A 25,519-nucleotide genomic window follows, 5' to 3' on the forward strand; every position below is an offset into this window, starting at 1 on the left:
TCCTCATTATGAGGATTTTTTTATGAAATAAAATTTCCAAAATCAAAACTTAAAAAATTGTACAGTCTTTAAAAAAAACTTACATTGTGCAGTTAAATCGATTACCTCTTTAAATACTCAAAGACAAAGTGAATAACGAACTATCAAATATTCCAAGCACATGGAAGTGGGTTACTTTAGATGACATCGGTATTGTTGTCAGCGGGGGAACTCCATCAACTAAAGATCCTGAATTTTGGAACGGGAATATTCCTTGGATAACTCCAGCTGATTTATCAAGTTATGAAGATATTTATATATCAAAAGGAAGGAGAAATATATCTCAAGTCGGATTAGAATATTCGTCAGCAATCCTTCTACCTAAAAATTCTATAGTCTTCTCGTCTCGTGCTCCAATCGGCTATGTTGCTATTGCTCAAAATAAAATGGCTACTAATCAAGGATTTAAAAATTTAATCTTGCCAATCGATTTAGTAAACCCTAAATATGTTTACTATTATTTGAAAGCAATCAAAGAACTTGCAGAAAATATGGCAAGTGGAACAACTTTTCTAGAACTTTCTACAAGTAAATTTAAACTAATTCCATTTCCTCTAGCTCCAATTGAGGAACAAAATAAAATTGTTGAAAAAATTGAAGAATTATTTAGTCAAATTAAGAACTCCGAAGATAATTTGCTGAATAGCCTAAAGTCATTAGAAAAATTGAAATTTTCAATAGGAAATAAATTTTTTATTAAAGACGATAACAGCAAAATAAAAAAAATAAAAAATATAGGAGTAGTAAGTACTGGAAAAACTCCTAGTACAATAAATAAAGAATTTTATGATGGTGATGTGAATTTTTTCAAACCATCCGATTTAGGTGATGATTTAATGTTATATCAATCCGAAATGAAAATTTCAAAAAAAGGTTGGAATGTTATATCACAGGCTGAAGTTGACTCAATATTAGTTACCTGCATTGGTAGTATATTAGGTAAAGTTGGAATTGTCAAAAAAGAAGGAGGGTTTAATCAACAAATCAACAAAATAACTGTCAATAAAGACTATATCCCAGAATATATCTTATATTTTTGTTTGTCACAATTTTTTAAAAATCAGCTAGTTGAAAATTCATCATCAACTACAATTAGTATTATTAATAAAACTAAATTTGAGAATTTAGATGTTTTTGATGTTGATATAGAAAAGCAAAGAGAGATCGTTAATTTTCTCAATGAAAAGCATGATGAGTTAAAATCTCAAGAAAAAAGTGTTCGTATAGAATTAGAAAAAACAAGATTCCTGAGAGATAAAATTCTAAAACAAGCATTTGTGGGAGATTTAATTGATCGATTTGATACAAATTTATCAACTGAAGAATTGTTTGAAAATATAAGGAGCGAAAAAGAAAAAATCCTTGCTAAGCAACAAGAAGTTGTAAAAAGCCATACTAAAGTTTCTAAGGCTAAACATGATTTAAAAGATATTATTAATTCAAAATTTAGTAATGTTCCCTTTAGATTTGAAGATTTAGTAGAACTGAATATATTTTCTATTGTTCAATTAAGTGAACAATGGGATAAACTTTTATTTGAAGGATACATCAAAAAGAACTACAATATTGAAACTAAACAAATACAGTTTAATAAAGTATGAAAATTAGAAGACTTAAAATTTATGACATAGAAAGTAAACCTTTATTAAAGGGTGTTGATCTTTTTTTTGAAAAAGAGACGACTAATATTATAAATGCAAATTGTTTTATTGGCGCTAATGGTTCTGGAAAGTCACAAGTTTTGGAAGTTATTATAGAAATCTTTTTATATATAGATAATTTGTTCAGAAATGAAAACAAGTTAGATCAAAAAAAGATATTTTCTCCATTTGCTTTCAGAATTGAGTATGAAATATATGTTAACACTGAAATTCATCTGGTGATTTTCGAATGTGATACTATAAGAACAAGTTTTAAAAATTTGCACATTGAGATACTAAAAAAAGGAACGGAGAGTATTGAAAATTTAGATATAACTTCACTAAGTATTTCAGATTATATACCAACAAAAATTGCAGGATATAGTTCAGGATCGAATGAAACATTAAGTTTACCCTTTGATTCTTATTATGATGAATATGCAGAATATACTTGGAAAAGAGCAAAAAAAATAAAAGACAGTAATGATTATTCAGACATAGACTATGATCCTAGATTGTACTATATGAATTACAATACTAACTTAGGTATTGTAATTAGTAGCTTTATTTTTAAAGATAAATTGCCTGAATTTGAGTTTATATTAAACGAATTAAGAATTAAGGAATTAAAAAGTTTTGTTATCACAATACAAACGCTCGGGCCATTAGCTCCTAATCGAACTAAAGGGGGGGTAATATTAACACCTGAATTAGAATTATGGAAACAAAAGTTAATTAATATTTCTGATGAAAATATTGTTGATGAGAAGCATCAATTAAATACATTAAAATTCAACATAAATGAAGAAACAATTCTTGCTTTTAAAGATAATTTTTCTTCTGCATTGGAACTCTATACATGTCTTTATAAATTAGAACTTTTAAATAATTTAATTGTTGATAAAACTACAAGAGATAAAATAAAAAAAGAGAGAAAAGAAAGAAGACTTGTGACTAAAATGCCTATTGTTTCTGATATTAATAAGGTATTAAATTATTCAGAATTAAAATTTATATTAAAAGATGATTCTGAAATTAACTACCTATCATTAAGTGATGGGGAACATCAATTTATAAATGTTTTCGGTACATTATTAATGATTAATCAAGAGAATTGTTTGTTTCTATTAGATGAACCAGAAACTCATTTTAATCCGACATGGCGAAAAAAATTCATTCGAATTTTAGAGAAAATAACTACAAATAGAAAATTAGATGTTTTTATCACTACTCATTCGCCATTTGTAGTTTCAGATTGTAAACAAGAACAAGTATTTATATTCAAACGAGAAGATAATAATCAAATTTTGATTTGCAAACCTGATAAAGAAACTTACGGTACTGCCTTTGACAACATTTTAGAAATGGCTTTTAATATAAATCCTCCGATTTCAGAAAATTCCTTACAAGAAATACAGAAATTACAACATGAAAATAATCCTAAAGTCATTGAAAATAGATTAAGTGATTTTGGAGATTCTCTTGAAAAAGCTAGTCTTGTAAATAGAATGGTAATTCTAAAAAATAAAGAAAAATAATAAGATGTTTTATAGATACGAATTTATCAAGCACCGGAGATTTAGGGAGTTATATTTTCATTTTTTATATTTTATTAAAAAGCTAAAAGATGTAAGGGCAAATTCTCGTTTTGTGCCTAAAAATTATTTTCACGCATCCTTTTTAAACATTGAGGGTGAAATTGCACCCAATGGAATGCGAAATGATACCATAAAAGATGCTTTTAAAAATTTCTTTGATGCATATAAGAAAATTGACGGTGATAAAAAAGAAGAATTTTATCAGTTAGTTTTATATTCTCAAAAACTAAAATTAATATTAGAAAATCTTAATCAAGTTGAAGCAAACAAACTTCATATTGATTATTTAAACGGTATACTAAATGATAATCTAGTTTTAAAAAAGTTAATGGATGTTTTATGGAGTAATTTAAAAACTAATGCTTGGGAGATTGATGCTCATTATGATAAGTTTTATAAAAAGTTGCCCGATTCCAAAATGTGCCCTTTTTGTGCTTTAAAAAAATTAATTGATAGCGATTTAGGTAAGGAAGACTATGATCATTTATTATATAAGGCTAAATATCCATTAACATCTATTTGTGATAACAATATTGCTCCAGCTTGTAGTGATTGTAATAGAAGGTTTAAGAATATTGAAGATATATTATTCAATACAATCAATAGACGATTATTTAAATATCCTTTTGTGATGAGAAGAGGATTTGAAATTCAAAATCTGTTGATTACTCTTGATGGAAGTACTCACCCTGAAACAAATTTAGCTAATTATAATGGAGAATGGATTGTAAATATTTCTCCAAATGATGATTTTAATCAATCTTGGTTTGATATATATAAAATAAAAACTCGTTATGAGAGCCATCTTAAAAATGACTATAAAAAATGGATTAAAGAATTAATTAATTCAGCTAGAATTGATAATAATAATGAGACTTCAATTTTACTTAAAATATATATTAATAAATACAAAAAAACTTTTGAATCTTTGGAAGTTGAATATCCATTAAAATGGGCATATTATGATTATATGGAAAAAAATATGTCGGATGATCTACATAATTATATGGAAAGGATTGCAATATGATAACTAATAATTTAGTAGCAAAAATATGGTCATTTTGTGATACTTTGCGAGATGATGGTGTAAGTTATGGTGATTATCTTGAACAAATAACATATTTGTTATTTCTCAAAATGGCTGATGAATATTCAAATCCACCATATAATAGGGACTTTAATATACCTAAAAATTGTGATTGGCAATTTTTTTTAAAACATCCCCTTGAAGGACTGATATTAGATTATATAAATGCTTTAAATGTGCTATCTCAATCGGGAAAAATGTTAAGTAACATTTTTAATGGGGCCCAAAATAAAATTCATGATCCTTATAAATTAAAGAAATTAGTTGAGCTTCTTGATGAAGACAATTGGATTTCTGAATCGGTAGATATTAAAGGTGATATATATGAAAGTTTATTACAAAAAAGTGCAGAAAGCAGTGGTGCTGGTCAGTATTTTACTCCTCGCTCAATAATTAAAGCCATTGTCGAATGTATTGAGCCTCAACCATTAGAGACTATATCAGATCCTACGTGTGGTACAGGTGGTTTTTTTCTTGGCGCAATAGAGTATTTGAATAATAATCATTCAATAGAATTAAAGAATAAGAATAAAAAAGAGTTTCTTCAATTTAAAACATTTCATGGGTGGGATATTGTTCCATCAACTGCAAGGCTTTGTTTAATGAATTTGTTCTTACATGGAATTGGAGATATGGAAGAAACTCCTGAGATAAAAGTTGAGGATAGTTTACTTGAACTGCCAAAAAATAATGTAAAAATTGTATTGGCTAATCCGCCGTTTGGAAAAAGTAGTACTTACACTATAACTAATGATGAAAAATTAGCTAAGCAGGAATCATATATATTGAGAACTGATTTTTGGACTACTACAAGTAATAAACAACTATGTTTTGTTCAGCATATTATAAGTATGTTAGAAGAAAATGGCCGGGCTGCAATTGTGCTTCCAGACAATGTTTTGTTTGAAGGAGGTGCAGGAGAAACAATTAGGAAAAAGTTATTAGAAGAAACTAATCTTCATACAATTTTGAGATTACCTACTGGTATTTTTTATGCTAATGGCGTGAAAGTGAATGTTTTATTCTTAGAGAAAAAAAGTAAAAGAAAAACTCCCAACACTAAAGAAATTTGGTTTTATGACTATAGAACTAATGTACATCATACATTAAAAAAATATCCATTGCAGTTTGAGCATTTAAAATCATTTGTTGAGTGTTATCAGTCTAAGGACAAGGTTACAACATCTGAAACTTGGAATGAAGATAATTTGAAAGGGAGATTTAGAAGATATACTTATAAGGAGTTAATTTTAAGAGATAAAGTTAATTTTGATATTACTTGGTTAAAAGATGATAGTTTTATTGATTTAGATAGTTTACCAGAACCAGAAATACTAGCTCAAGAAATTATTGATAGTTTAGAAAGTGCATTAAATAGTTTTAGAGAAGTAGTTAAAAGTTTATCAAAAGGAAATTAAATGACAACAACTAAAATAATTGCATTTGTTGATATATTAGGGTTTTCTAAAATGATTGAAGATTACGATAATGGTAATCATCAAATATTAGAAAGTTTAATTCATGCGATGAATAATGCTGGTGGTTTTATAAAAGCTCTACCGAAAGAGAATAATGAGTTTGCTTTCAATTTTAGGGAATGTATTGAAGCTAAATTGTTTTCTGATTGTTTATGTGTGTCTGTGCCCTTAGAGTATGGTAACGAACATAATACTTATAATCTTTATGATCAATTCTGGTTCTTTTATCAATATTTGAGTGGTTACCAAATTCTACTTTTACAAAAAGGTATTTTTACTCGCGGAGCAATTACAATAGGGTCATATTATTCAGATGAAAATATAATTTTCTCTGGTGGATTAGTAGAAGCATATAATTTAGAATCGAAAGTAGCAAACTATCCAAGAGTAATAATAAGTAAAAAGCTTTTAGATGTTTTCAAAAGCTCTGACTTACATAATAATTGGGATTACAGTCAAATCTTAAATATTGATAATACAAATGAAGTTTATATAAATCCTTTTAATTACAGAATATCTACTTCACAATTAGCAGATCAAATTTTGCAAGAAATGATGTCAAAAGGAGGAATAGAAGGGCTTTTTAATGATTCATTTCAGGAAGAAGACTTAAGAGATAAAAATGTAATCCTACAGGAGGTTTTAGCAATTTGCCAAAATGAAATCAATACTGATATCAGCGATAAAGTAAAAGACAAATATAGTTGGATAATTGACTTTATAAATTATGAATTAAGTATTGATAATTCAAGAGAATTTAGTCAATTTAAAGTATAATTAAATGAAACAAAAAACTATTATTCAATTGTGGGGTAAACATGGTTGTGGTAAAACAGGGACAATAAAGTTTCTAAGAGAAGAATTAATAGTTCGTTATATTAATCCTTCACATATATACCCAACACCTTTACCTCTGGGTGAAATTTCCGACGTCCTTACATGTGGCGGTTATAAAGTTGGTATTGAGAGTATGGGGGATTATCTGTGGCGTTATAATCTACATGATAGATTGAGTGATTATGTTTTGGCACACAATTGCGATATCATAATTTGTGCCAGTAGAGTTTATAATGATGTTTCGGCTCATATTGAGCATTTAGCTAATACGCATGGTTATAGATTGCTAAAAGTTACAAATTATAGAGGAGATAATCCTCCATTTGATAGAGGTGAGTTAAATAAACAGTCGGCTACTCATTTGTTGGATTTAGTAAATCAAATAATTTTAGGTATCATTTAAATAGATTTAAATGGTTTCTTTCAAGTGATGCTCAAACCCACGTACATCCATAGTATTCCATAATAGTGTAGTTTTTGATATATTTGCAGCAGAAAGTTTATAGGAGTCTATATAAACACATGTAAATCCATTAATTGAGATACAGGTGGGACCACAGTCAATTCTTCAGAAGCCTTATAAACATTATGTTTGTAAGGCTTTTTTATTTCTAGAGATGAATTATTTAATAATTGTATTTTTAATTTTTTTGTACGGATTTTATTCTTAATATTAGCATTCATTAAAATTGATTATTAATATGGGAGAATGGTCTAAGTCTGTAGGAGAAAAAGGGGAAAAGATAGTTGATTACTTTTTTAGGGATATTTTAGGGTATGGCAATGTGTTACATGGGGAATCTATTATTTGCAACAAGCCCGTTAAGCACAAAGATAAAAAAGCTCAAGGAAATAGAACAACACATGGAATAGATGCATTTGTTAGTATGGTCAGTCCTATGGAAGATCAAACCCTTGATGTAGGTGTCATTTCATCTAAGTTTACTTCAAAACCTTATCCGAACTCCCCTAAAGCAACTTTTAAAGAGCATTTTATTGATTTAGCTCATACACTTGAATGTTTTAAAAATTCGAAATTATCTGCAGATACAAATTTTGGTTTTTCCAATGTAAATAAAACAGAGGTCGTAGGTATATTAGTTTGGGCATCTAACAAAAGTGATGAAAGTAAAAATATAATATCTGAGATTTCAAATATTCAAATAGATAATGATCTAGTATTTGATAAAATAGTTGTTTTAGATAACAATAGACTAAGCTTTTTTGTTGACACAATTCAAAATGCTAAAAAAGAATTTGGAAAAGAAAATTTGAAGTTCGTTTATCACAATACCGGATTAAATAATATTAATCTGCAATCGCAAAGCTTTGGCGACTTTTTGCCTTTACAATATCTTTTTTCAGATATAATACCTGTGCGTATTGCGAAAGATGGAAAAGTTGAGCTTTTGATTTTTTCAAAGGATGAGTTTTCAAGTAGCAATTTTACTAAATTATTAGATTTTGCAAAAGGTTTTGATCACTTAGGTTCTATATCGGCTACAGTATTATCGTTTCCCGATTTTAATGATTTAGAACATTCGCCTATTGTGAAAAAGGAGTTAGCAAGATTTGGAAATTACATTCACGAGAAAAATTTGTTTTTGAAAAAGCATACAGAGGATTTTAGAAATTATTAATTATGAAGAAAGATATTTTACCACAAGGTGATAGGATTAGGCAATTTTTAACAAATGGGAGTATTACTTCTTCTAATCTTAATACAATACTTAGAGAAAAAGGTGTTTTCTTGGGGCATTCAGAAAAAAATTCTTCTGTACCATTATTGATGAAAACATTGATAAGTCCAAGCGAATTTGATGATTTGTGGGAAGTGCAAAAAGTTAAGGACGAAACTGTAAAGTATAGGACAGCTACAATAAAATGTACTACAGATTTAGATTTAACAGATGTTTTTTCGGAAAATATTAATTTAAATAAATTGATAAACGATGCACATCATTATGACCCAGGTTTTAGTTTAGTTGGAACACCTCATTTTTATTTTGATGATGGTGAAGCTGTTTTTAGTTATCAGATTAAGAAACAAAACCTACTTGAGAACTGGAATGAAAGTGAAAGTTTGCATAGTGGGGCAATTTATATTAGTAAGTCTAAAGAGGGCGATATTGAACTTTCAGTAAAGCAAGATTCTACATCTAAAGAGACTATTTTAATAAATAGTATTTTAGGGGGTGAGGTTAAGAGAATTTTAAAAGAAAGAAAGATTATAAAGCCTGATGATGATTTTATTAGAATAAAATTTAATGGCTTCACAAATAAAAATAGAATACAGTTTTTGTATGCATTTACGACAAAATTCTGTATTTATTTGGATTATGTTTCCATTACTGACATCGATCTTTACTTAGATGAAAATGAAAAAGCTCATGCTGATGTTAAGGATTTTTTGGATGAAATAGATTCTTTAAAGTTAAATGGTAGGGAATTGCAAAATCATATTTTACTTAAAAATAATTTATATCATTCAAAGCTTATTTTTGCTTCTGTTTCTTTAAAATATAATTTTGATATCGATGGAGTTAAGGGAACATGTGTAATTGATATTTCTTTTCCCGACTATATAACGAAGAAGGATGTGAACGCTGAGTTACAGATTTCATACAATTTTAAAATAAATAGAGAGGATAAGAGAAAAGCAACAGAATTGCAGCTTAGAAAAAAGGTGTACAGATTTGTTGAAAAATTAAAGACAAGCAGTTATGAAAAACATAAAAAAGCTAATCCTTAATTGGGTTAGCTTTTTTAAATTTAGAAATTTATTCCTAGAGAATTCCAAAACTCAAGTTTTCTATAATTTTCATTTAATAAATAAATATACTCGGGGTTTAGATTTATAAATAGTAATATCATATTGGTGGTTATTTCTTTTATAAGTTCTCTTTCTTCTTTGTCTTTAATTTTATTTGCAACTTCAAGAAGTTGGTTAAATGTTGCGCCATTATAAATTAAAATTGCTAGTGCGTATTCAAAAAGGAAAAGATCTTCGTCAGCCGAATCAAATGTTGCAAATTTTATACTTTAGGTAAATCTTTTATTACTGTATTGTTTGTTATCGTAATTTTGTTTTTAGTTGTTCATAGCTTTGTTTTTATCGTCCAATATTTTGTAGAGTGGTAATGTTTGTCTGTTAAGGTTTGTCATTTTTATAATAGCTCTATTGCTGTGGTCTTTTACTTCAAATTCTTTCAGTATAGCGTCTAATTTTTTAAATTCATCTACAAAGCTCGAATCTGTATAGAGTTCTGAAACTTGGCGGGAGCAATTCCAAACTTGACAATTAAATTTGTCGCTGTTTTTAGTAACGTATTTTATTACGAAAGATGCTATCGACCTAATGTTATTTGAATTTAATTGTCTTACATCAGATGCTGATGAGGGTTTGTAATTTTTATCTCTTGGAAGTATTCCGTTTTTCTTTTGTAAATCAAGTTAATGATTCTACCACTTCCTGATATTTGTTGGTTATCATGTAATGAATGGAGATTTCCTTCAAGGAAGTTTTTTTGTAAGCTTATGAGCTTTTGTGGCTGATTTGTAGTTTGTTTAGTTGAGATAGTAAAAAAGCTTCATAAATTTTATGAAGCTTTTTTTATTTGTAAAACTTGCATTTGAAAGAAAATCTTATACATTTGCCAATAATTTTGAGCGTAAACACTTGTTTTTGTGAGAATTATAATAAGAAAAATAATTTTAATAATGTACTGTGCTGTTTTTCAGCGTATTGAAAATTATGAAGATATCTAAGCCTGTTTTTTTTGTATTTCTTTTGACCTTGATTAGTATTTCGAGTGTTAGGGCTGAGGATGGTCCTCCTGAACCAAGGGCCAGGACTAGTAAGACAGCTGCAGGGCCTCCGCCTCCGCCGGATGGGCCTATTGATCAAAATTTAATAATTTTAGTTGTAGGTGCTTTGTTTCTGGGAGCACATACTGTATATAAAAATAGTTATAAAAGAAAAGCTTCAATGTAAATTGAAGCTTTTCTTTTATATAGCATGTTTTAGAGGCTATTTGTTTATCGAATAAAGTCTTGAAATGTATTTTCCTACTACATCAAATTCCAAATTAATCTTTGTTCCGATTTTAAAGTTTTTAAAATTGGTGTTTTCATAAGTGTACGGGATTATTGAGACACTAAATTCATTTGTTTTTGAATTTACAACAGTAAGACTTACTCCGTTTACGGTTATGGATCCCTTCTCGATAGTAATGTTGCTGAGGTTTTTGTCGTACTCGAAAGTGTAATTCCAGCTCCCGTTTGCCTCTTGTATGTTGGTGCAGGTTCCGGTTTGGTCTACGTGGCCTTGTACAATATGTCCGTCCAGACGATCTCCGAGTTTCATTCCTCTTTCCAGATTTACGATGTCGTTGGCTTTCCAGTCACCTATATTGGTTTTTAGAATGGTTTCTTCGATTGCGGTTACCGTGTAACAGTTGTCTTTTATGGCGACAACAGTTAGGCAAATGCCGTTATGAGAAACGCTTTGATCGATTTTTAATTCATTGGTGATAGAAGACTCAACGGTTACATGAAGGTTGTTTTGGTCTTTTTGTATTTCGTGAATTCTTCCTAGGGTTTCTATAATTCCTGTGAACATTGTTGTTTTATTTTACTAAATTTGCACATCAAAATTAGTAATAAATAAACTGAGCACATGAATAAAAAAGCAGAAAATATAATTGTTGGAATTTCAATAGGAGATTTAAACGGTATTGGAAGCGAAGTTATATTAAAAACATTCGAAGATTCTCGTATGTTGGAACTCTGTACGCCGGTTATTTTTGCTAATGCCAAAATACTTTCGTTTGTTAAAAAAAGCGTGACTTCTACCATTCAGTTTCATGGGATAGATAAATTAGACCAGGTAGTGACGGGAAAAGTGAATGTCTTTAATCTTTGGAGAGAAGGTGTAGATGTCAATTTTGGAACAAATGATGTAAAAATAGGGGAGTATGCTGTAAAATCTTTTGTTGCGGCTACAAAGGCGCTAAAGGATGGATTAATTGATGTTCTGGTTACAGCTCCTATTAATAAATACAACATTCAGTCTGAAGAATTTAAATTTCCGGGACATACCGATTATTTAGAGCAAGAATTAGAAGGAAATGCCCTTATGATGATGGTTCAGGATAATTTGAGAGTTGGTTTGCTAACGGATCATGTGCCGTTGAATGAGGTTTCGTCTCATTTGACAGAAGAATTGATCACCAGAAAAATAGAAACCATTAAAAAGTCCTTAATTCAGGATTTTAGTATTGTGAAACCAAAAATTGCAGTTTTAGGGTTGAACCCTCATTGTGGTGATGGCGGAGTGATCGGAAAAGAAGATGATTTGATTTTAAAGCCGGTTTTGAAAAAAATATTCGATAAAGGAACTATGGTTTTCGGACCATTTCCCGCAGATGGGTTTTTTGGAAGCAGTCAATATGAAAAATATGATGCTGTTGTGGCGACTTATCACGATCAGGGACTTATTCCTTTTAAAACGCTTTCGTTCGGTAAAGGGGTTAATTATACAGCAGGATTGAATAAGGTAAGAACCTCGCCGGACCACGGTACGGCTTATGATATTGCCGGAAAAGATGTTGCAGATTACAATTCATTTAAAGAGGCCGTTTACCTTGCGATTGATATTTTTCGCTCGCGTAATCAGCATGAGGAGATTACTCAAAAACCTCTTAAAATAAAAGAAAAACAGTTATAAACAAAAAAAGGTGAATAAGATTATTAGTTTTATAATAATTTTATATCTTTGCACCCCAATTCAGGTATCTGAGTTTTAGATACCGGTTGGATAAATTGATGTTGAAATGAGCAAAACAAAAGAATTTTTAATTCCTTTCGTAGGATTAAAATTAGGAAAACACCATTTTGAGTATCAAATAAGTAACGCGTTCTTTGAGAACTTTGATTACGACGAATTTCAAAGTTCGGATATCAAAGTGGCTTTAGTTTTAGATAAGAAAAGCAACATGATGGAGTTGGATTTCAAACACAAAGGGACTATAAATGTACCTTGTGATCTGACAAGCGAAGAATTTGATTTGCCTATAAAAGGGAAAATGAAATTAATTGTTCGCTTCGGAGATGAATTCAATAACGATAATGAAGAGTTGTTGATCTTGCCGCATGGAGAGCATGAAATAGATGTAGCACAATACATTTATGAGATGATTGCACTTTCGGTACCGCTAAAACGAGTTCATCCAGGAGTAAAAGACGGAAGTTTGCAAACCGAAGCTTTAACAAAACTGAATGAATTAACCGTAAAAGAACAAAAAGAAGAGAGTAAACAAGAAGAAGATATTGACCCGCGTTGGGACAAATTAAAGAAACTATTAACGGATAAATAATATAGTAAAATGGCACATCCTAAGAGAAAAATCTCGAAAACAAGAAGAGATAAGAGAAGAACACATTATAAAGCTACTGTAGCTCAGATCGCTACATGTCCTATCACTGGAGAGGCACATTTATACCACAGAGCTTACTGGCATGAAGGTAAAATGTATTACAGAGGGCAAGTTGTTATCGATAAATCTGTAGCGGTTGCTTAATACGTTTTTGTAAAAAATACTGGAACTCTCACATCGTGGGAGTTTTTTTTGTTGGTTATAATTTTCTTTTTTTAAGAAAATAGATACAAATTCGCTTTGTTTTTTTTTGTAATTTTCAAGTCTTTTAAAAATTTTTCAAATAGGAGTATTTGGAAGGAAATAATAGAATATAATGAATACAATCACAGCCGCAATTACCGCTGTTGGAGCTTATGTTCCTGACTTTGTACTTTCGAACAAAGTTTTAGAAACAATGGTTGATACCAATGACGAATGGATTACCACTCGTACCGGGATAAAAGAAAGAAGGATTCTTAAAGATGCTGACAAAGGAACATCGTTTCTTGCTATAAAAGCAGCACAGGATTTAATAGCGAAAGCAAATATTGATCCGTTAGAGATTGATATGGTTATAATGGCAACGGCTACAGCAGATATGCCAGTAGCTTCTACAGGAGTTTTTGTTGCCACGGAAATTGGAGCTACAAATGCTTTTGCATACGATTTGCAAGCAGCATGTTCAAGTTTTTTATACGGAATGTCTACGGCTGCAGCTTATATTCAGTCAGGACGGTATAAAAAAGTATTATTGATTGGTGCGGATAAAATGTCATCAATTGTAGATTATACAGATAGAGCGACTTGTATTATTTTTGGAGACGGCGCAGGAGCTGTTTTATTTGAGCCAAATTATGAAGGCTTAGGTTTACAAGACGAATATTTACGCAGTGATGGCGTAGGACGTGATTTTCTTAAGATCGCTGCCGGTGGTTCTCTGATTCCTACTACAGCAGAGACCGTACAAAACAAACTACACAATGTTTTTCAGGACGGGAAAACCGTTTTCAAATACGCAGTAACTAATATGGCTGATGCCAGCGAATTGATCTTAAAAAGAAACAATTTGACTAGAGAAGATGTAAGCTGGTTAGTAGCGCATCAGGCAAACAAACGTATTATTGATGCGACAGCAAACAGAATGGAGCTTGAAGATTCTAAAGTATTAATGAATATCGAAAGATATGGTAATACAACTTCAGCAACTTTACCATTAGTGCTAAACGACTTTGAACACTTATTAAAAAAAGGAGATAATATTATTTTTGCCGCTTTTGGTGGTGGATTCACTTGGGGATCTATTTACCTAAAATGGGCTTACGATAAGAAATAAATTAAAACTAAAAACAAATCATTATGGATTTAAAAGAAATTCAAAACCTAATCAAATTTGTTGCAAATTCGGGAGTTGCAGAAGTTAAGTTGGAAATGGATGATGTGAAAATCACGATCAGAACAACTTTGGAAACAAATGTAACAGAAGCTACTTATGTGCAACAATTACCTGCTCAAACTGCATTGCCACAGGCAGTAGTTCCTCAGCAGACAGCTCCGGTTGTTGTAAATGTTAACACTGATACACCAGCTGCAACAGAAGATTCTAAGTATATCACTATAAAATCTCCAATTATTGGAACGTTTTATAGAAAACCATCTCCGGATAAAGCCGTTTTCACTGAAGTGGGAAGCACTATCGCTAAAGGTGATGTTCTTTGTGTAATTGAAGCAATGAAATTATTCAACGAAATCGAATCAGAAGTTTCAGGTAAAATTGTGAAAATTCTTGTTGACGATATGTCTCCTGTAGAATTTGACCAACCTTTATTTTTAGTTGATCCATCATAGTTTTTAAAAATTCCAATAGACAAATCACAAAATCCAATGAGTTGGAATTAGGAGATTGGAATTTGTAATTTTTAATATAAGTAAGATGTTTAAAAAAATATTAATTGCGAATAGAGGAGAAATTGCACTTCGTGTAATTCGTACATGTAAAGAGATGGGAATCAAAACTGTAGCGGTTTACTCTACAGCTGATGCAGAAAGTCTACATGTTAAGTTCGCTGACGAAGCGGTTTGTATAGGACCTCCTCCAAGTAACTTATCGTATTTGAAAATGTCAAATATTATTGCTGCTGCTGAGATTACCAATGCAGACGCAATACACCCGGGATACGGTTTTCTTTCTGAGAATGCTAAATTCTCTAAAATTTGCCAGGAACACGGAATCAAATTTATTGGTGCCGCTCCTGAAATGATTGACAGAATGGGAGACAAAGCTTCTGCAAAAGCTACCATGAAAGAAGCAGGAGTACCTTGTGTTCCAGGTTCAGACGGATTGTTAGAATCTTTTGAACAAACACAAGAACTGGCTAAAGAATTTGGTTACCCGGTAATGCTTAAAGCTACTGCCGGTGGTGGTGGAAAAGGAATGCGTGCTGTTTGGAAAGAAGAAGACTTATTGAAAGCCTGGGAAAGCGCACGTCAGGAAGCTGCTGCTGCTTTTGGGAATGACGGAATGTACATGGAGAAACTTATTGAAGAACCACGTCATATCGAAATTCAGGTTGTAGGAGATTCTTATGGAAAAGCATGTCACCTTTCTGAAAGAGATTGCTCAGTACAACGTCGTCACCAAAAACTTACTGAAGAAACACCTTCCCCTTTCATGACAGACGAATTGCGTGCTGCTATGGGAGAAGCTGCTGTAAAAGCTGCTGAGTTTATTAAATACGAAGGAGCAGGAACAGTAGAATTTTTGGTTGACAAACACAGAAATTTCTATTTCATGGAAATGAATACCCGTATTCAGGTAGAGCACCCGATCACAGAACAAGTTATAGATTATGATTTGATTCGTGAGCAAATTATGGTGGCTGCAGGAATTCCAATTTCCGGAAAAAACTATTTACCACAATTACACGCTATAGAATGTCGTATTAATGCTGAAGATCCGTATAACGATTTTCGCCCTTCACCGGGAAAAATTACTACGCTTCATATGCCAGGTGGTCACGGTGTACGTTTAGATACACACGTTTATTCTGGTTATAGTATTCCACCTAATTACGATTCGATGATTGCCAAGTTAATTACAACAGCGCAATCTCGTGAAGAAGCAATAAGCAAGATGCGAAGAGCTTTGGATGAGTTCGTTATTGAAGGTGTGAAAACGACAATACCTTTCCACAGACAATTAATGGATGATCCAAGATATATTGCAGGAGATTATACTACTGCATTTATGGATACTTTCAAAATGAATCCAATCGAATAATTTTAAAGGCTATCAATTTTGATAGCCTTTTTTTGTTTCTATAGTTAGTTTATCAGTACCGTTTAAAAAAACGCTCCGGTTTGCCGGTTTGGTTTTTCGCTAAGTAAACACTATTTGTGTATACTTTTTACACACTATTTCGTAATAGTATACAATTTTGTTTGTTTTTGAGTTTTGTTATATTTTGTTTAAAGCCTTTTAAAATAAGAGCTTAGGGCGTTTGATAGTTGGTTTTGTACTTACGGCATAATAATTTCATTATCCTAAAGCGTATAACAACTATTAAATAACTAAACATATACATTATGAAAAATTTATTTTTATCAGCCGCAATCGTTTTGGGAAGTTTATCTTCATTTGCCTCAACTACTCCAATTAGTAACACAACAGTAAAAACGATCTCAGTTCAGGATGACTATACAGAGATTAAATTGGAGGAACTTCCTACTGCTGTTACAGACGCTCTTAAAAAAGCATATCCAACTGCTGTACTTGCTAAAGCATTCAAAAATACAAATTCAGAGTACAAATTAGAAGTAACAGTTGGAGATAAAACGGGAAATCTTTTTGCTAACGCAGATGGAACCTGGATCAAAAAATAAGTATCTTGGTTTCTCTTAAAAAGCATTCAATAAACACTATAAAATATATACACACTATGAAAAATTTATTTTTATCAGCCGCAATCGTTTTGGGAACTTTGACTTCATTTGCTTCAACTTCTCCGATAACTACTACAAGCCTAAAAACAATCTCAGTTCAGGACGAATATACTGAAGTGAAGCTGGAGGAAGTACCAGTCGCGATTACCGATGCTCTTAAAAAAGCTTATCCGACTGCTGTACTTGCCAAGGCATTCAAAAATGCAAATTCAGAATATAAATTAGAAGTTACCGTTGGGGACAAAACAGGAAATCTTTTTGCTAATGCAGATGGAACCTGGATTAAAAAATAACCAAAGTAAACTTAAAAACTATATCTTATGAAAAAATTAATGATCACTGCGACTATCGTTTTAGGAACTTTGTCAATGCAGGCTGGAACCACTTTTATCAAAACCACAAAAGTCCAGTTAGAAACCACTCAGGAGGAGTATAAAGAAATAGATGCTGTTCCGGCAGCCATCAAAACAGCTTTAGATAATGCCTATCCGGGGGTGAAGCTTGAAAAAGCATACGTTAATGAAAAGAAAGAATATAAAATTGAGATCGTTGTAAGAGAAGTAAAGTCAGTAGTATACACCGATGCTCAAGGGAATATTCTAAAAAAATAATAACTAATTATTAAACAACCCAATAAAAAAATCATTATGAAAAATTTAGTAGTAGCAACAGCAATCGTTTTAGGAAGTTTAACTGTTAATGCAGCCACAACTCCATCATTAGAAAATGCAGTAAACCAATCCGTTCTTATTCAAGATGAGTTTAAGGAAGTTAGTGCAGATGCAGTTCCGGCAGCAGTAAAATCAACAGTTGAAAAATCTTTTCCAGGTACAAAACTTGAAAAAGCGTATGTAAATGAGAAGAAAGAGTATAAGCTTGAAATCTCTAAAGGAGACAAAAAGTATATTATATTCTCTGATGCTGCGGGAAACATAGTTAAATAAGAAAAAATATGAAAAAGATCGTTTTAATAGCCGCAATCGTTTTAGGAAGCCTATCCATTTATGCCACTACAATTGTACATTCTGAAGAAGTGAAAACGGAAACAAGTTTCCAAACCGAATATACCGAAGTTGGTACAGATGCTGTTCCGGCAGCAGTAAAAACGGCATTGGAAACAGCGTACCCTGGTGCAAAATTGGTTAAAGCTTATGTAAACGAGAAAAAAGAGTACAAATTAGATATATCAGTTGGTGACCAAAAGGCTACTGTCTACTCAGATGTCAATGGCAACTGGTTGAAAATATAATTAGGTGAATTAGATTTATGTTTTTGGTAAAAAAGAGATTGTTGGATAACAATCTCTTTTTTTTTTGCAAAATTTTATGAAAAGACAAGTTTAATAGTATTATTTTAGCAAAAAAGTCACTAAAAAACAATGCCAAAGATATTACTAATAGAAGATGATATTTCATTCTGCAAATTATTGGAGAAGTTCCTGATAAAAAAAGAATATGAAGTAATCATTGCCTTTTCAGCTGCAGAAGCCCGAGTAGCAGTTAACAATCAATTATTCGATTTGATTTTAACGGATCTTCGATTACCGGACTCTGATGGTATTGTACTTATGACTGAATTTAAGGCTTCAAATCCCGAAATACCTGTGATCTTAATGACAGGATACTCCGATGTGAATACGGCTGTAAAAGCGATCAAAAATGGCGCTGCAGACTATATTTCGAAACCGTTTAATCCCGATGAAGTTTTGTTGGTTATTACAAACGCTTTGCAAACTCCGCAAGTTCAAGTTCCAACAAAAGAAAAAAAAGTTGTCAAAAAACAAACTGCCACTACGGAGAACGAATTTGTACGAGGAATTTCTGTAGCTTCAAAAAAATTACTGGATCATATTCAATTGGTTAGTCCAACAGACATGTCTGTTTTAATTATTGGAGAAAGTGGTACAGGAAAAGAAATCATCGCCAAAAGCATTCACGAGCAAAGTACCCGAAAAAGCAATAATTTCATTGCCGTTGATTGTGGTGCAATTCCAAAAGAATTGGCTGCAAGTGAGTTTTTCGGACATTTAAAAGGATCTTTTACGGGAGCAATCAGCGACAAAATGGGTTATTTTGAAGCGGCTAACGGTGGAACTCTTTTTTTAGATGAAATAGGAAATCTTTCGTATGAAAATCAAATTCAGTTGCTAAGAGCACTTCAAGAACGAAAAATTAAACCCGTAGGAAGCAACAAAGAAATTAACGTTGATATCAGAATTATTACGGCCACCAATGAAGATTTGCGGGAAGCTGTTAAAAATGGTGATTTCCGTGAAGATTTATACCATAGAATTAATGAATTTTCTATTCAGTCTCCTTCCTTGACAGACCGCGAAGAAGATTTAATGGTTTTTGCCGATTATTTTCTCGAGAAAGCCAATCAGCAATTAAACAAAGAGATTATTGGTTTTTCACCGGATGTAATTCGAATTTTTCAAAACTACAGCTGGCCCGGAAATTTACGTGAACTTCAAAATTGCGTAAAACGTGCCACATTATTGTCACGCGGTGATTATATTGAAAGTGAAGTTTTACCAACAGAATTTTTTCAAATCGAAAAACAACAAAATTCTAAAGGAAATTTCTCCTTGTCAGAAAACGAGAAAGAGGCCATTATTCACGCATTATCCAAAGCACAGAATAACAAATCAGAAGCGGCTAAACTGCTTAAGATTACCAGAAAAACACTTTACAATAAGCTAAAGCAATACAATATAGATTAAGCTATTTCTTGTTCGAGAGCGATAAAAAGAGTTTCGATTTGGGTTTTTAAACTGTTGAATATACTTTCTAAATCAGAATTTTTAAATTCATTCTTTTCTAAAGTTTTTAAAATACCGGCAATTTTATCAGATTCAATTTGTTTGAACATCGGTGCAATTCGGTGTGCGATAAGGTTGATCTCAGAAGTGTCATTTTCTGTTATTGCTTTGTTTAAGTAAGTCAAATTTTCTTTAGTACTTTCAATAAACGAGGTGATAACATCTTTCAAAGCATCAGCATCATTGCCTAAAAATTCTTTCAGGGTATCTAACGAGTATAGGGATTCGTTGGTTGATAAAGCTTCAGTAGTTCCTATTTCACTATTGGGGAGCGGAATATCTTCCGCAATATGATGGAGGGTTTCAAGCAGCATTTTTGGGGAATACGGTTTTTTGATAACTGTGGTGAATCCGGCCGCTGTGTAAACGGAGAAATCGAGATCTGTTCTTCCCGTCAGCGCAATTACAGGTTGGTTTTTGAATGTCGAAAGCGCACTGTTTTTTAATTTTTCAATAAACATAAAACCATCCATTTCCGGCATTTGAATATCGGTGATGATAAAGTCAAAATCAGTAGTAGCAATGGTTTCTAACGCTTTTTCGGCTTTGTTAAAAGATAAAACATGATGGTTTTCCTGTTTTAAGACCCCACTGGTTAAATTCAATAAATTAATATCGTCGTCAATAACAATAAAAGTCAGCTTTTTTGTATTGAGGTTAGCGGGCAGTTTCGGGGTTGTAGCCGTTGTGTTTTTAGTACTGTCAAATAATAAAGGAAGTCTGATTTCAAAAGTACTTCCTTCTCCAAAAGTACTTCTAAGAGTTAAACTTCCTTGAAGAATGGTGACTATTTTTTGGCAAATAGACAGACCTAAGCCGGTTCCGCCATATTGCTTTTCAATATTTTCATTGGCCTGTGCAAATTCTTCAAAAACTAATTGTTGGTTTCCTTTCTCAATTCCAATTCCGGTATCTTCAATGGTAATAACAAAAAAGTCGCTGTTGTCCGCAACATAAGCGCTGATTTTGATAAAGCCTTTTTCTGTAAATTTATAAGCGTTCCCGATTATATTGGTCAGGATTTGCTTTAAACGAAACGGATCGCCGACTATTTTACTGCTCAGCTGATCGTCAACATTGATAATAAGATCGATGGTTTTGTTTTTATAAACGGTCTGAATATTTTTGGCAGCCTCTTCAATAAGCTCCGGCAAAAGGAAAGGTACTTTCTCGATGCTAATTTTCCCCGCTTCAATTTGGGAAAAGTCCAATAAATCCTGAACGAGTTGCGAAATATATTCAGAGGAATTTTTAATGTTTTTTACGAAATAGGATTGTTTGGTGGTCACATCAGAATTGCCCAAAAGTTCCGTGTAGCCCACTATGGTACTCAAAGGTGTTTTGAGATCATGACTTACCGTTGAGATAAGTTGCTCGCGGCTTTTTAACAGGTTTTTGGTTTTGAAATTAGCAATCTCGAGCTGTTTTTTATACAATTGAGATTTGGAGTAATCGCTGACAATTAAAATAGAGAAAAACACCGTCAGCAATAAACCAATAATGGCAGATGCCGTTACAATATCATTGACTTTTTTAAGTGATTTTTCTTTTAAAGAATTGTTTTTTATAGAGTTGATAATGATTTCACGTTCTATAATACGAAGTACTTTTCTAAGTTGTTCCGAGATGGCGATTTCATTTTTAAGCAATTTGTTTTCCTCAAAATTCAGCGATTCTTTCTTTTTTTCTGCTTTTATTTTGACATTGCTTAATAGCTTTTTTGAATTGGCCAAGATAGAATCAGAGGCTTGTTTACTCAACGTATTGGTACTGTCGTCGGGAATATTCTGATTGAGATAATCCACATATTTTTGGAGCACATTTCGCTGGTAATTTCCCAATTGATTAGGGCTTTTCGTAAAATCCTGAAGCTCGAGCTTACGGAGTTTGAATTCCATTTTGGTAATTTCGTCAATAGCGGTATTGACCGAAACTTCATCGTCGGCTTTGTTTTTTATGGTTTTTAGCTGTCGGATATTCTCTGTTTTTTCGGACAAAAAATAGGTAACGCTGTCTAGTAAAATTTTCTGATAGTCGGTAGTAACGATTTGTTTTAAAGTATCAATTCTTGCACGTAGGGAATCTGTTTCAATAATATAACTTTTAAAGTCATTTTCAGAATTCGTCTGGATCGTTTTTCGGGCCAAACTTTCTGTTTTGTATACATTGGAGAAGAGTTTACTGACTCTTAAAATCTTGGTTTTTTCAAAGCCTATTTTTTCTTCGAGTTTGTTATAAACTTTATTTTCAGAATATAGGAACCAACCAACCGTAACAACTAATCCCAGTAATGCAATATAACTGAAGAGTACTTTAAACGGCATGTAACTTTTTTTACTCTCCATAAATTAGGGTAACAGGAATTGCAAGGGTTTTTGTAAATGAAACAACTGCAATTTATTTAAAATTTTCTGATTTAGGATTATAAACCGCGAGGAAAATCTTGTATAATTTTAATATGGGGCTTAAAAAAACCGCAGATTTTAAAGATGAAACAGGTTCGATCTAGAAAATCTACGGTTATTTTTTTTAAACACGAATTTCACGAATTGGCACGAATTGTTTTTTTTTGCCACGAATTAATTAGTGCAATTAGTGCAATTCGTGTTTGATTTTTTTACCACAGATTAAAAAGATTCGCACAGATTATCTGATCGTTTTGGTTTTTTTGCCAAGAATATCTCCAATTGGCACGAATTAATTAGTGTAATTAGTGCAATTCGTGTTTAATTTTTTTGCCACAGATTAAAAATATTCGCACAGATTATCTGATCGTCTTGATTTTTTTGCCACGAATTTCACCAATCGGCACGAATTAATTAGTGTAATTAGTGAAATTCGTGTTTAATTTTTTTGCGTCGCAGATTATCCAATCATTTTAATCCTTTAATCTGTGGCAGTTTTTTCACCCAGCTTTAACAGATTTTTTCAAAAGCAATGTTGAAAAAAATCTGCCAAATCTGCGTGCTATTTTATTTCGAAACAGACGCTTACAACGTTTCGTTTAACCATTTGAAAAACTCACCTTGCCACACCTGAGCATTCTGAGGTTTTAAAACCCAGTGGTTTTCTTCCGGGAAATAGACTAAACGGCTTTTAAGACCTCTTAATTGTGCCGCCTGAAAAGCTTCTTGTGATTGTCCGATTGGTACACGGAAATCTTTTCCTCCCTGAACAATCAAAATCGGTTTGTTCCAGTTTTGAACTAAGCTTGCAGGATTAAAAGTAGTATACGTTTTTTGCGCTACTGCATTGTCTTTTTCCCAATAAGCACCACCAAAATCCCAGTTGTTAAAGAAAACTTCTTCCGTTGTTCCAAACATGCTTTGAGTATTGAAAACACCATCGTGAGCGATAAAAGTTTTGAAACGGTTTTTGTGAATTCCGGCTAAATAGAAAACAGAATAACCACCGTAACTAGCGCCAACGCAACCTAAACGAGATTTATCAACATAGCTTTCTTTAGAGACATCATCGATTGCAGATAAATAATCATCCATAACCTGTCCACCCCAATCTTTACTGATTTGTTCGTTCCATTCTACTCCGTGTCCCGGCATTCCGCGACGGTTTGGAGCGACTACTACATAACCTTTAGCAGCCATTAAAGAGAAATTCCAACGGAAAGAGTATGATTGTGTTAAGGCAGATTGTGGCCCTCCCTGACAGAATAATAGCGTTGGATATTTTTTTGTAGCATCAAAATTAGGAGGTAAAATTACCCATACCAACATTTTTTTACCGTCGGTAGTCGTAACATAACGTTTCTCTGTTTTGCTTAACGTTAAGGTGTTGTATGTTTCGGTATTTACATTTGATAATTGTTTCCAGGTTTTTTTCTTCAAATTATAAGAAAAAATTTCAGCCGCATGATTCATGTCTGTTCTCGTTACGATAATTTCATCACCTGAAAATCCAACTAAATCACTTACATCAAAATCTCCATTTGTCAATTGACGAACCTGAATGGCTATTTTGGTTAAACCCGGAAAGTTTACTTCAAAAAGTTGTTTTGTTCCGTCTACCGGTGCTACAAAAAATACTTTTTTACCGTCTTTACTCCACATGAAATTATCTACAGTACCGTCCCAATTAGCAGTTAAGTTCGTTTTGATTCCTTTAAATTCAACAATAATGTCGTTTTTGTCCGCTTCATAACCATCACGTTTCATTTGCAACCAAGTTAGATTTCCGGTTGGAGAAAATTGCGGAGCAGTGTCATAACCTAAGTTACCTTCGGTTCTGTTGCTTGTTTTTTGAGTTTCTAAATTGTACTCATAAATATCGGTATTCGTAGAAACTGCATAAGCAGTTCCGGCTTTTTTCTTGCATACATACAAGATACTTTTTCCGTCAGGAGACCAGATATAATCTTCGTCACCACCAAAAGGTTTTTGTGGACTGTCGAAAGCTTCTCCTTTAAGGATATCAATTCCTGCAGTTTCTTTGTTGTTATTTTTATAGAAAACATGATTGAATTTCCCTTCGTTCCAAGTGTCCCAGTGGCGGTAATCTAAACCATCGTAAATCTGAACATCAGATTTATCTAAGTTCGGATAGAAGTCTTTCCCTAAAACTTTATCGATTTTTACTTCTTCATTGTAGACTAATAACGTTCCGTCAGGCGAAATGTTTTTGTCTGTCAACACCTCTTTGGTGTCTTTGATTTCAGTTGCATTTCCTCCATTTACTGGTAAAATGTAAAATTTAGAATGCGATTTGTTTTCCTCTACAGAAGGAGTTGTTACTTTAAAAACAACATTTTTTTCGTCTTTCGAAAGGCCTAGTGGAGTCACTCGTCCTAATTTCCATAACAATTCCGGTGACATTACATTCTGTCCGATAGCGTTTAAACTCATCATTATTAAGGTTGTTACTACTACTTTTTTCATAATTGAAATTCTAATTTTTGTGGTGCCTAAAGTACGAATTTTAAATTCCAATCTTTTAAATTCCAAATTCCAATTTTTGTTAATGTTTTTTGGGAAAAATGGGTTTAAATTCCGATCTCTGAAATTTCAATCTTCTGAAATTCCAAATTCCAACCTTTTGTTGGTGACTTGGATAGATGAGGGGTGTCGCTCTTCGACTTCGCTCAGAGTGACACTCTTAGTTGGAATTTGGAATTTAAAAGATTGGAATTTATTTCTAGTATATTTTGTTGGTGATTAAAAAAAGGAAGTAAGCTCACTCTTCGACTTCGCTCAGAGTGACACTTCTGGTTGGAATTTACGTCTAGTATATTTTGTTAGTGATTTAAAAGAAGAAAGTCCACTCTTCGACTTCGTTCAGAGTGACACCTCTCGTTGGAATTTGGAATTTAAAAGATTGGAATTTACGTCTAGTATATTTCGTTGGTGATTAAAAAAAGGAAGGGTGTCGCTCTTCGACTTCGTTCAGAGTGACACCCCTCGTTGGAATTTGGAATTTAAAAGATTGGAATTTATTTCTAGTATATTTTGTTAGTGATTTAAAAGAAGAAAGTTCACTCTTCGACTTCGCTCAGAATGACACCCCTCGTTGGAATTTGGAATTTAAAAGATTGGAATTTATTTCTAGTATATTTCGTTGGTGATTTAAAAGAAGAAAGTCCACTCTTCGACTTCACTCAGAATGACACCCCACGTTGGAATTTGGAATTTAAGAGATTGGAATTTACGT

The 25,519-nt window shown here is 32.2% G+C and carries 23 protein-coding genes; 20 read left to right on the top strand and 3 right to left on the bottom strand.

Annotation, left to right across the window (positions count from 1 at the left end):
* Positions 1-128 precede the first annotated feature (128 nt).
* From AB674_RS22835 to AB674_RS11815, 8 genes are all read left to right on the top strand, one after another.
* Positions 129-1,640: a restriction endonuclease subunit S gene (locus AB674_RS22835; RefSeq protein ID WP_047776804.1), complete on the top strand. Its 1,512-nt coding sequence runs from the start codon at positions 129-131 to the stop codon at positions 1,638-1,640.
* Positions 1,637-3,217, top strand: a complete 1,581-nt coding sequence (locus tag AB674_RS11785) for a restriction system-associated AAA family ATPase (RefSeq protein ID WP_047776805.1) — start codon at positions 1,637-1,639, stop codon at positions 3,215-3,217. The genes AB674_RS22835 and AB674_RS11785 overlap by 4 nt, the downstream gene beginning before the upstream one ends.
* 4 nt (positions 3,218-3,221) lie before the next feature.
* Positions 3,222-4,304: a hypothetical protein gene (locus AB674_RS11790; protein ID WP_047776806.1), complete on the top strand. Its 1,083-nt coding sequence runs from the start codon at positions 3,222-3,224 to the stop codon at positions 4,302-4,304.
* A complete protein-coding gene (locus AB674_RS11795) occupies positions 4,301-5,782 on the top strand; it encodes a class I SAM-dependent DNA methyltransferase (RefSeq protein WP_047776808.1) in 1,482 nt (493 codons plus the stop codon). Before AB674_RS11790 ends, AB674_RS11795 begins: the two co-directional genes overlap by 4 nt.
* Positions 5,783-6,619 carry a hypothetical protein gene (locus AB674_RS11800; protein ID WP_047776809.1) on the top strand — a complete coding sequence of 279 codons (837 nt, stop codon included), beginning with the start codon at positions 5,783-5,785 and terminating at the stop codon, positions 6,617-6,619.
* A gap of 4 nt (positions 6,620-6,623) precedes the next feature.
* Positions 6,624-7,082: a hypothetical protein gene (locus AB674_RS11805; RefSeq protein ID WP_047776811.1), complete on the top strand. Its 459-nt coding sequence runs from the start codon at positions 6,624-6,626 to the stop codon at positions 7,080-7,082.
* A 298-nt stretch (positions 7,083-7,380) separates the two neighbouring features.
* Positions 7,381-8,319, top strand: coding sequence for a hypothetical protein (locus AB674_RS11810; RefSeq protein WP_047776813.1), 939 nt, complete (start codon positions 7,381-7,383; stop codon positions 8,317-8,319).
* A gap of 2 nt (positions 8,320-8,321) precedes the next feature.
* Positions 8,322-9,431, top strand: a complete 1,110-nt coding sequence (locus AB674_RS11815; protein WP_047776814.1) for a hypothetical protein — start codon at positions 8,322-8,324, stop codon at positions 9,429-9,431.
* A 1,278-nt stretch (positions 9,432-10,709) separates the two neighbouring features.
* On the opposite strand, the gene AB674_RS11825 is transcribed toward AB674_RS11815, so the two are convergent.
* Positions 10,710-11,300 carry a riboflavin synthase gene (locus tag AB674_RS11825; protein ID WP_047776818.1) on the bottom strand — a complete coding sequence of 197 codons (591 nt, stop codon included), beginning with the start codon at positions 11,298-11,300 and terminating at the stop codon, positions 10,710-10,712.
* A gap of 57 nt (positions 11,301-11,357) precedes the next feature.
* On the opposite strand from AB674_RS11825, the gene pdxA reads away from it, so the two are divergent.
* The 12 genes from pdxA (at position 11,358) to AB674_RS11885 (ending at position 19,759) form a co-directional block, all read left to right on the top strand.
* Positions 11,358-12,407, top strand: a complete 1,050-nt coding sequence (gene pdxA / locus AB674_RS11830) for a 4-hydroxythreonine-4-phosphate dehydrogenase PdxA (RefSeq protein WP_047776819.1) — start codon at positions 11,358-11,360, stop codon at positions 12,405-12,407.
* A gap of 106 nt (positions 12,408-12,513) precedes the next feature.
* Entirely contained in the window at positions 12,514-13,056 is a 543-nt protein-coding gene (locus AB674_RS11835) for a YceD family protein (protein WP_047776821.1), read from the top strand.
* A 9-nt stretch (positions 13,057-13,065) separates the two neighbouring features.
* Entirely contained in the window at positions 13,066-13,260 is a 195-nt protein-coding gene (rpmF, locus tag AB674_RS11840; protein ID WP_007137315.1) for a 50S ribosomal protein L32, read from the top strand.
* Positions 13,261-13,432: 172 nt separating this feature from the next.
* Positions 13,433-14,431, top strand: a complete 999-nt coding sequence (locus AB674_RS11845) for a beta-ketoacyl-ACP synthase III (RefSeq protein WP_047776822.1) — start codon at positions 13,433-13,435, stop codon at positions 14,429-14,431.
* 23 nt (positions 14,432-14,454) lie between these two features.
* Positions 14,455-14,943, top strand: a complete 489-nt coding sequence (gene accB / locus AB674_RS11850) for an acetyl-CoA carboxylase biotin carboxyl carrier protein (protein WP_047776824.1) — start codon at positions 14,455-14,457, stop codon at positions 14,941-14,943.
* 85 nt (positions 14,944-15,028) lie between these two features.
* Complete coding sequence (accC, locus tag AB674_RS11855) at positions 15,029-16,375, top strand: acetyl-CoA carboxylase biotin carboxylase subunit (protein ID WP_047776826.1); 1,347 nt, start codon at positions 15,029-15,031, stop codon at positions 16,373-16,375.
* Positions 16,376-16,680: 305 nt separating this feature from the next.
* On the top strand, positions 16,681-16,977 hold the full coding sequence (locus AB674_RS11860; RefSeq protein WP_047776827.1) for a hypothetical protein: 297 nt from the start codon (positions 16,681-16,683) through the stop codon (positions 16,975-16,977).
* Between the two features lie 56 nt (positions 16,978-17,033).
* Entirely contained in the window at positions 17,034-17,330 is a 297-nt protein-coding gene (locus tag AB674_RS11865) for a hypothetical protein (RefSeq protein WP_047776829.1), read from the top strand.
* 27 nt (positions 17,331-17,357) lie between these two features.
* Positions 17,358-17,648 carry a hypothetical protein gene (locus tag AB674_RS11870; RefSeq protein ID WP_047776831.1) on the top strand — a complete coding sequence of 97 codons (291 nt, stop codon included), beginning with the start codon at positions 17,358-17,360 and terminating at the stop codon, positions 17,646-17,648.
* Positions 17,649-17,684: 36 nt separating this feature from the next.
* A complete protein-coding gene (locus AB674_RS11875) occupies positions 17,685-17,981 on the top strand; it encodes a PepSY-like domain-containing protein (protein ID WP_047776832.1) in 297 nt (98 codons plus the stop codon).
* Positions 17,982-17,989: 8 nt separating this feature from the next.
* Positions 17,990-18,286, top strand: coding sequence for a hypothetical protein (locus tag AB674_RS11880; protein WP_047776834.1), 297 nt, complete (start codon positions 17,990-17,992; stop codon positions 18,284-18,286).
* Positions 18,287-18,415: 129 nt separating this feature from the next.
* Positions 18,416-19,759, top strand: coding sequence for a sigma-54-dependent transcriptional regulator (locus tag AB674_RS11885; protein WP_047776836.1), 1,344 nt, complete (start codon positions 18,416-18,418; stop codon positions 19,757-19,759).
* Here the strand turns inward: AB674_RS11885 and AB674_RS11890 are convergent.
* Positions 19,756-22,203 carry a hybrid sensor histidine kinase/response regulator gene (locus AB674_RS11890; protein WP_047776838.1) on the bottom strand — a complete coding sequence of 816 codons (2,448 nt, stop codon included), beginning with the start codon at positions 22,201-22,203 and terminating at the stop codon, positions 19,756-19,758. The genes AB674_RS11885 and AB674_RS11890 overlap by 4 nt on opposite strands.
* A 645-nt stretch (positions 22,204-22,848) precedes the next feature.
* Entirely contained in the window at positions 22,849-24,750 is a 1,902-nt protein-coding gene (locus tag AB674_RS11895; protein ID WP_047776857.1) for a S9 family peptidase, read from the bottom strand.
* Between the last annotated feature and the right edge of the window lie 769 nt (positions 24,751-25,519).

Source organism: Flavobacterium sp. ABG (assembly GCF_001027725.1).
Lineage (GTDB): Bacteria > Bacteroidota > Bacteroidia > Flavobacteriales > Flavobacteriaceae > Flavobacterium > Flavobacterium cupriresistens.

What these genes read in the sequence shown, in the direction of transcription:
- AB674_RS11810 (WP_047776813.1), top strand. Translation starts at nt 7,381, where the DNA reads ATGGGAGAATGGTCTAAGTCTGTAGGAGAAAAAGGGGAAAAGATAGTT.
- accB (WP_047776824.1), top strand. Translation starts at nt 14,455, where the DNA reads ATGGATTTAAAAGAAATTCAAAACCTAATCAAATTTGTTGCAAATTCG.
- AB674_RS11880 (WP_047776834.1), top strand. Translation starts at nt 17,990, where the DNA reads ATGAAAAAGATCGTTTTAATAGCCGCAATCGTTTTAGGAAGCCTATCC.
- AB674_RS11845 (WP_047776822.1), top strand. Translation starts at nt 13,433, where the DNA reads ATGAATACAATCACAGCCGCAATTACCGCTGTTGGAGCTTATGTTCCT.
- pdxA (WP_047776819.1), top strand. Translation starts at nt 11,358, where the DNA reads ATGAATAAAAAAGCAGAAAATATAATTGTTGGAATTTCAATAGGAGAT.
- AB674_RS11790 (WP_047776806.1), top strand. Translation starts at nt 3,222, where the DNA reads ATGTTTTATAGATACGAATTTATCAAGCACCGGAGATTTAGGGAGTTA.
- AB674_RS11860 (WP_047776827.1), top strand. Translation starts at nt 16,681, where the DNA reads ATGAAAAATTTATTTTTATCAGCCGCAATCGTTTTGGGAAGTTTATCT.
- AB674_RS11835 (WP_047776821.1), top strand. Translation starts at nt 12,514, where the DNA reads ATGAGCAAAACAAAAGAATTTTTAATTCCTTTCGTAGGATTAAAATTA.
- AB674_RS11815 (WP_047776814.1), top strand. Translation starts at nt 8,322, where the DNA reads ATGAAGAAAGATATTTTACCACAAGGTGATAGGATTAGGCAATTTTTA.
- AB674_RS11795 (WP_047776808.1), top strand. Translation starts at nt 4,301, where the DNA reads ATGATAACTAATAATTTAGTAGCAAAAATATGGTCATTTTGTGATACT.
- AB674_RS11865 (WP_047776829.1), top strand. Translation starts at nt 17,034, where the DNA reads ATGAAAAATTTATTTTTATCAGCCGCAATCGTTTTGGGAACTTTGACT.
- AB674_RS11885 (WP_047776836.1), top strand. Translation starts at nt 18,416, where the DNA reads ATGCCAAAGATATTACTAATAGAAGATGATATTTCATTCTGCAAATTA.
- AB674_RS11825 (WP_047776818.1), bottom strand. Translation starts at nt 11,300, where the DNA reads ATGTTCACAGGAATTATAGAAACCCTAGGAAGAATTCACGAAATACAA.
- rpmF (WP_007137315.1), top strand. Translation starts at nt 13,066, where the DNA reads ATGGCACATCCTAAGAGAAAAATCTCGAAAACAAGAAGAGATAAGAGA.
- AB674_RS11800 (WP_047776809.1), top strand. Translation starts at nt 5,783, where the DNA reads ATGACAACAACTAAAATAATTGCATTTGTTGATATATTAGGGTTTTCT.
- AB674_RS11785 (WP_047776805.1), top strand. Translation starts at nt 1,637, where the DNA reads ATGAAAATTAGAAGACTTAAAATTTATGACATAGAAAGTAAACCTTTA.
- AB674_RS11870 (WP_047776831.1), top strand. Translation starts at nt 17,358, where the DNA reads ATGAAAAAATTAATGATCACTGCGACTATCGTTTTAGGAACTTTGTCA.
- accC (WP_047776826.1), top strand. Translation starts at nt 15,029, where the DNA reads ATGTTTAAAAAAATATTAATTGCGAATAGAGGAGAAATTGCACTTCGT.
- AB674_RS11875 (WP_047776832.1), top strand. Translation starts at nt 17,685, where the DNA reads ATGAAAAATTTAGTAGTAGCAACAGCAATCGTTTTAGGAAGTTTAACT.
- AB674_RS11890 (WP_047776838.1), bottom strand. Translation starts at nt 22,203, where the DNA reads ATGGAGAGTAAAAAAAGTTACATGCCGTTTAAAGTACTCTTCAGTTAT.
- AB674_RS11895 (WP_047776857.1), bottom strand. Translation starts at nt 24,750, where the DNA reads ATGAAAAAAGTAGTAGTAACAACCTTAATAATGATGAGTTTAAACGCT.
- AB674_RS11805 (WP_047776811.1), top strand. Translation starts at nt 6,624, where the DNA reads ATGAAACAAAAAACTATTATTCAATTGTGGGGTAAACATGGTTGTGGT.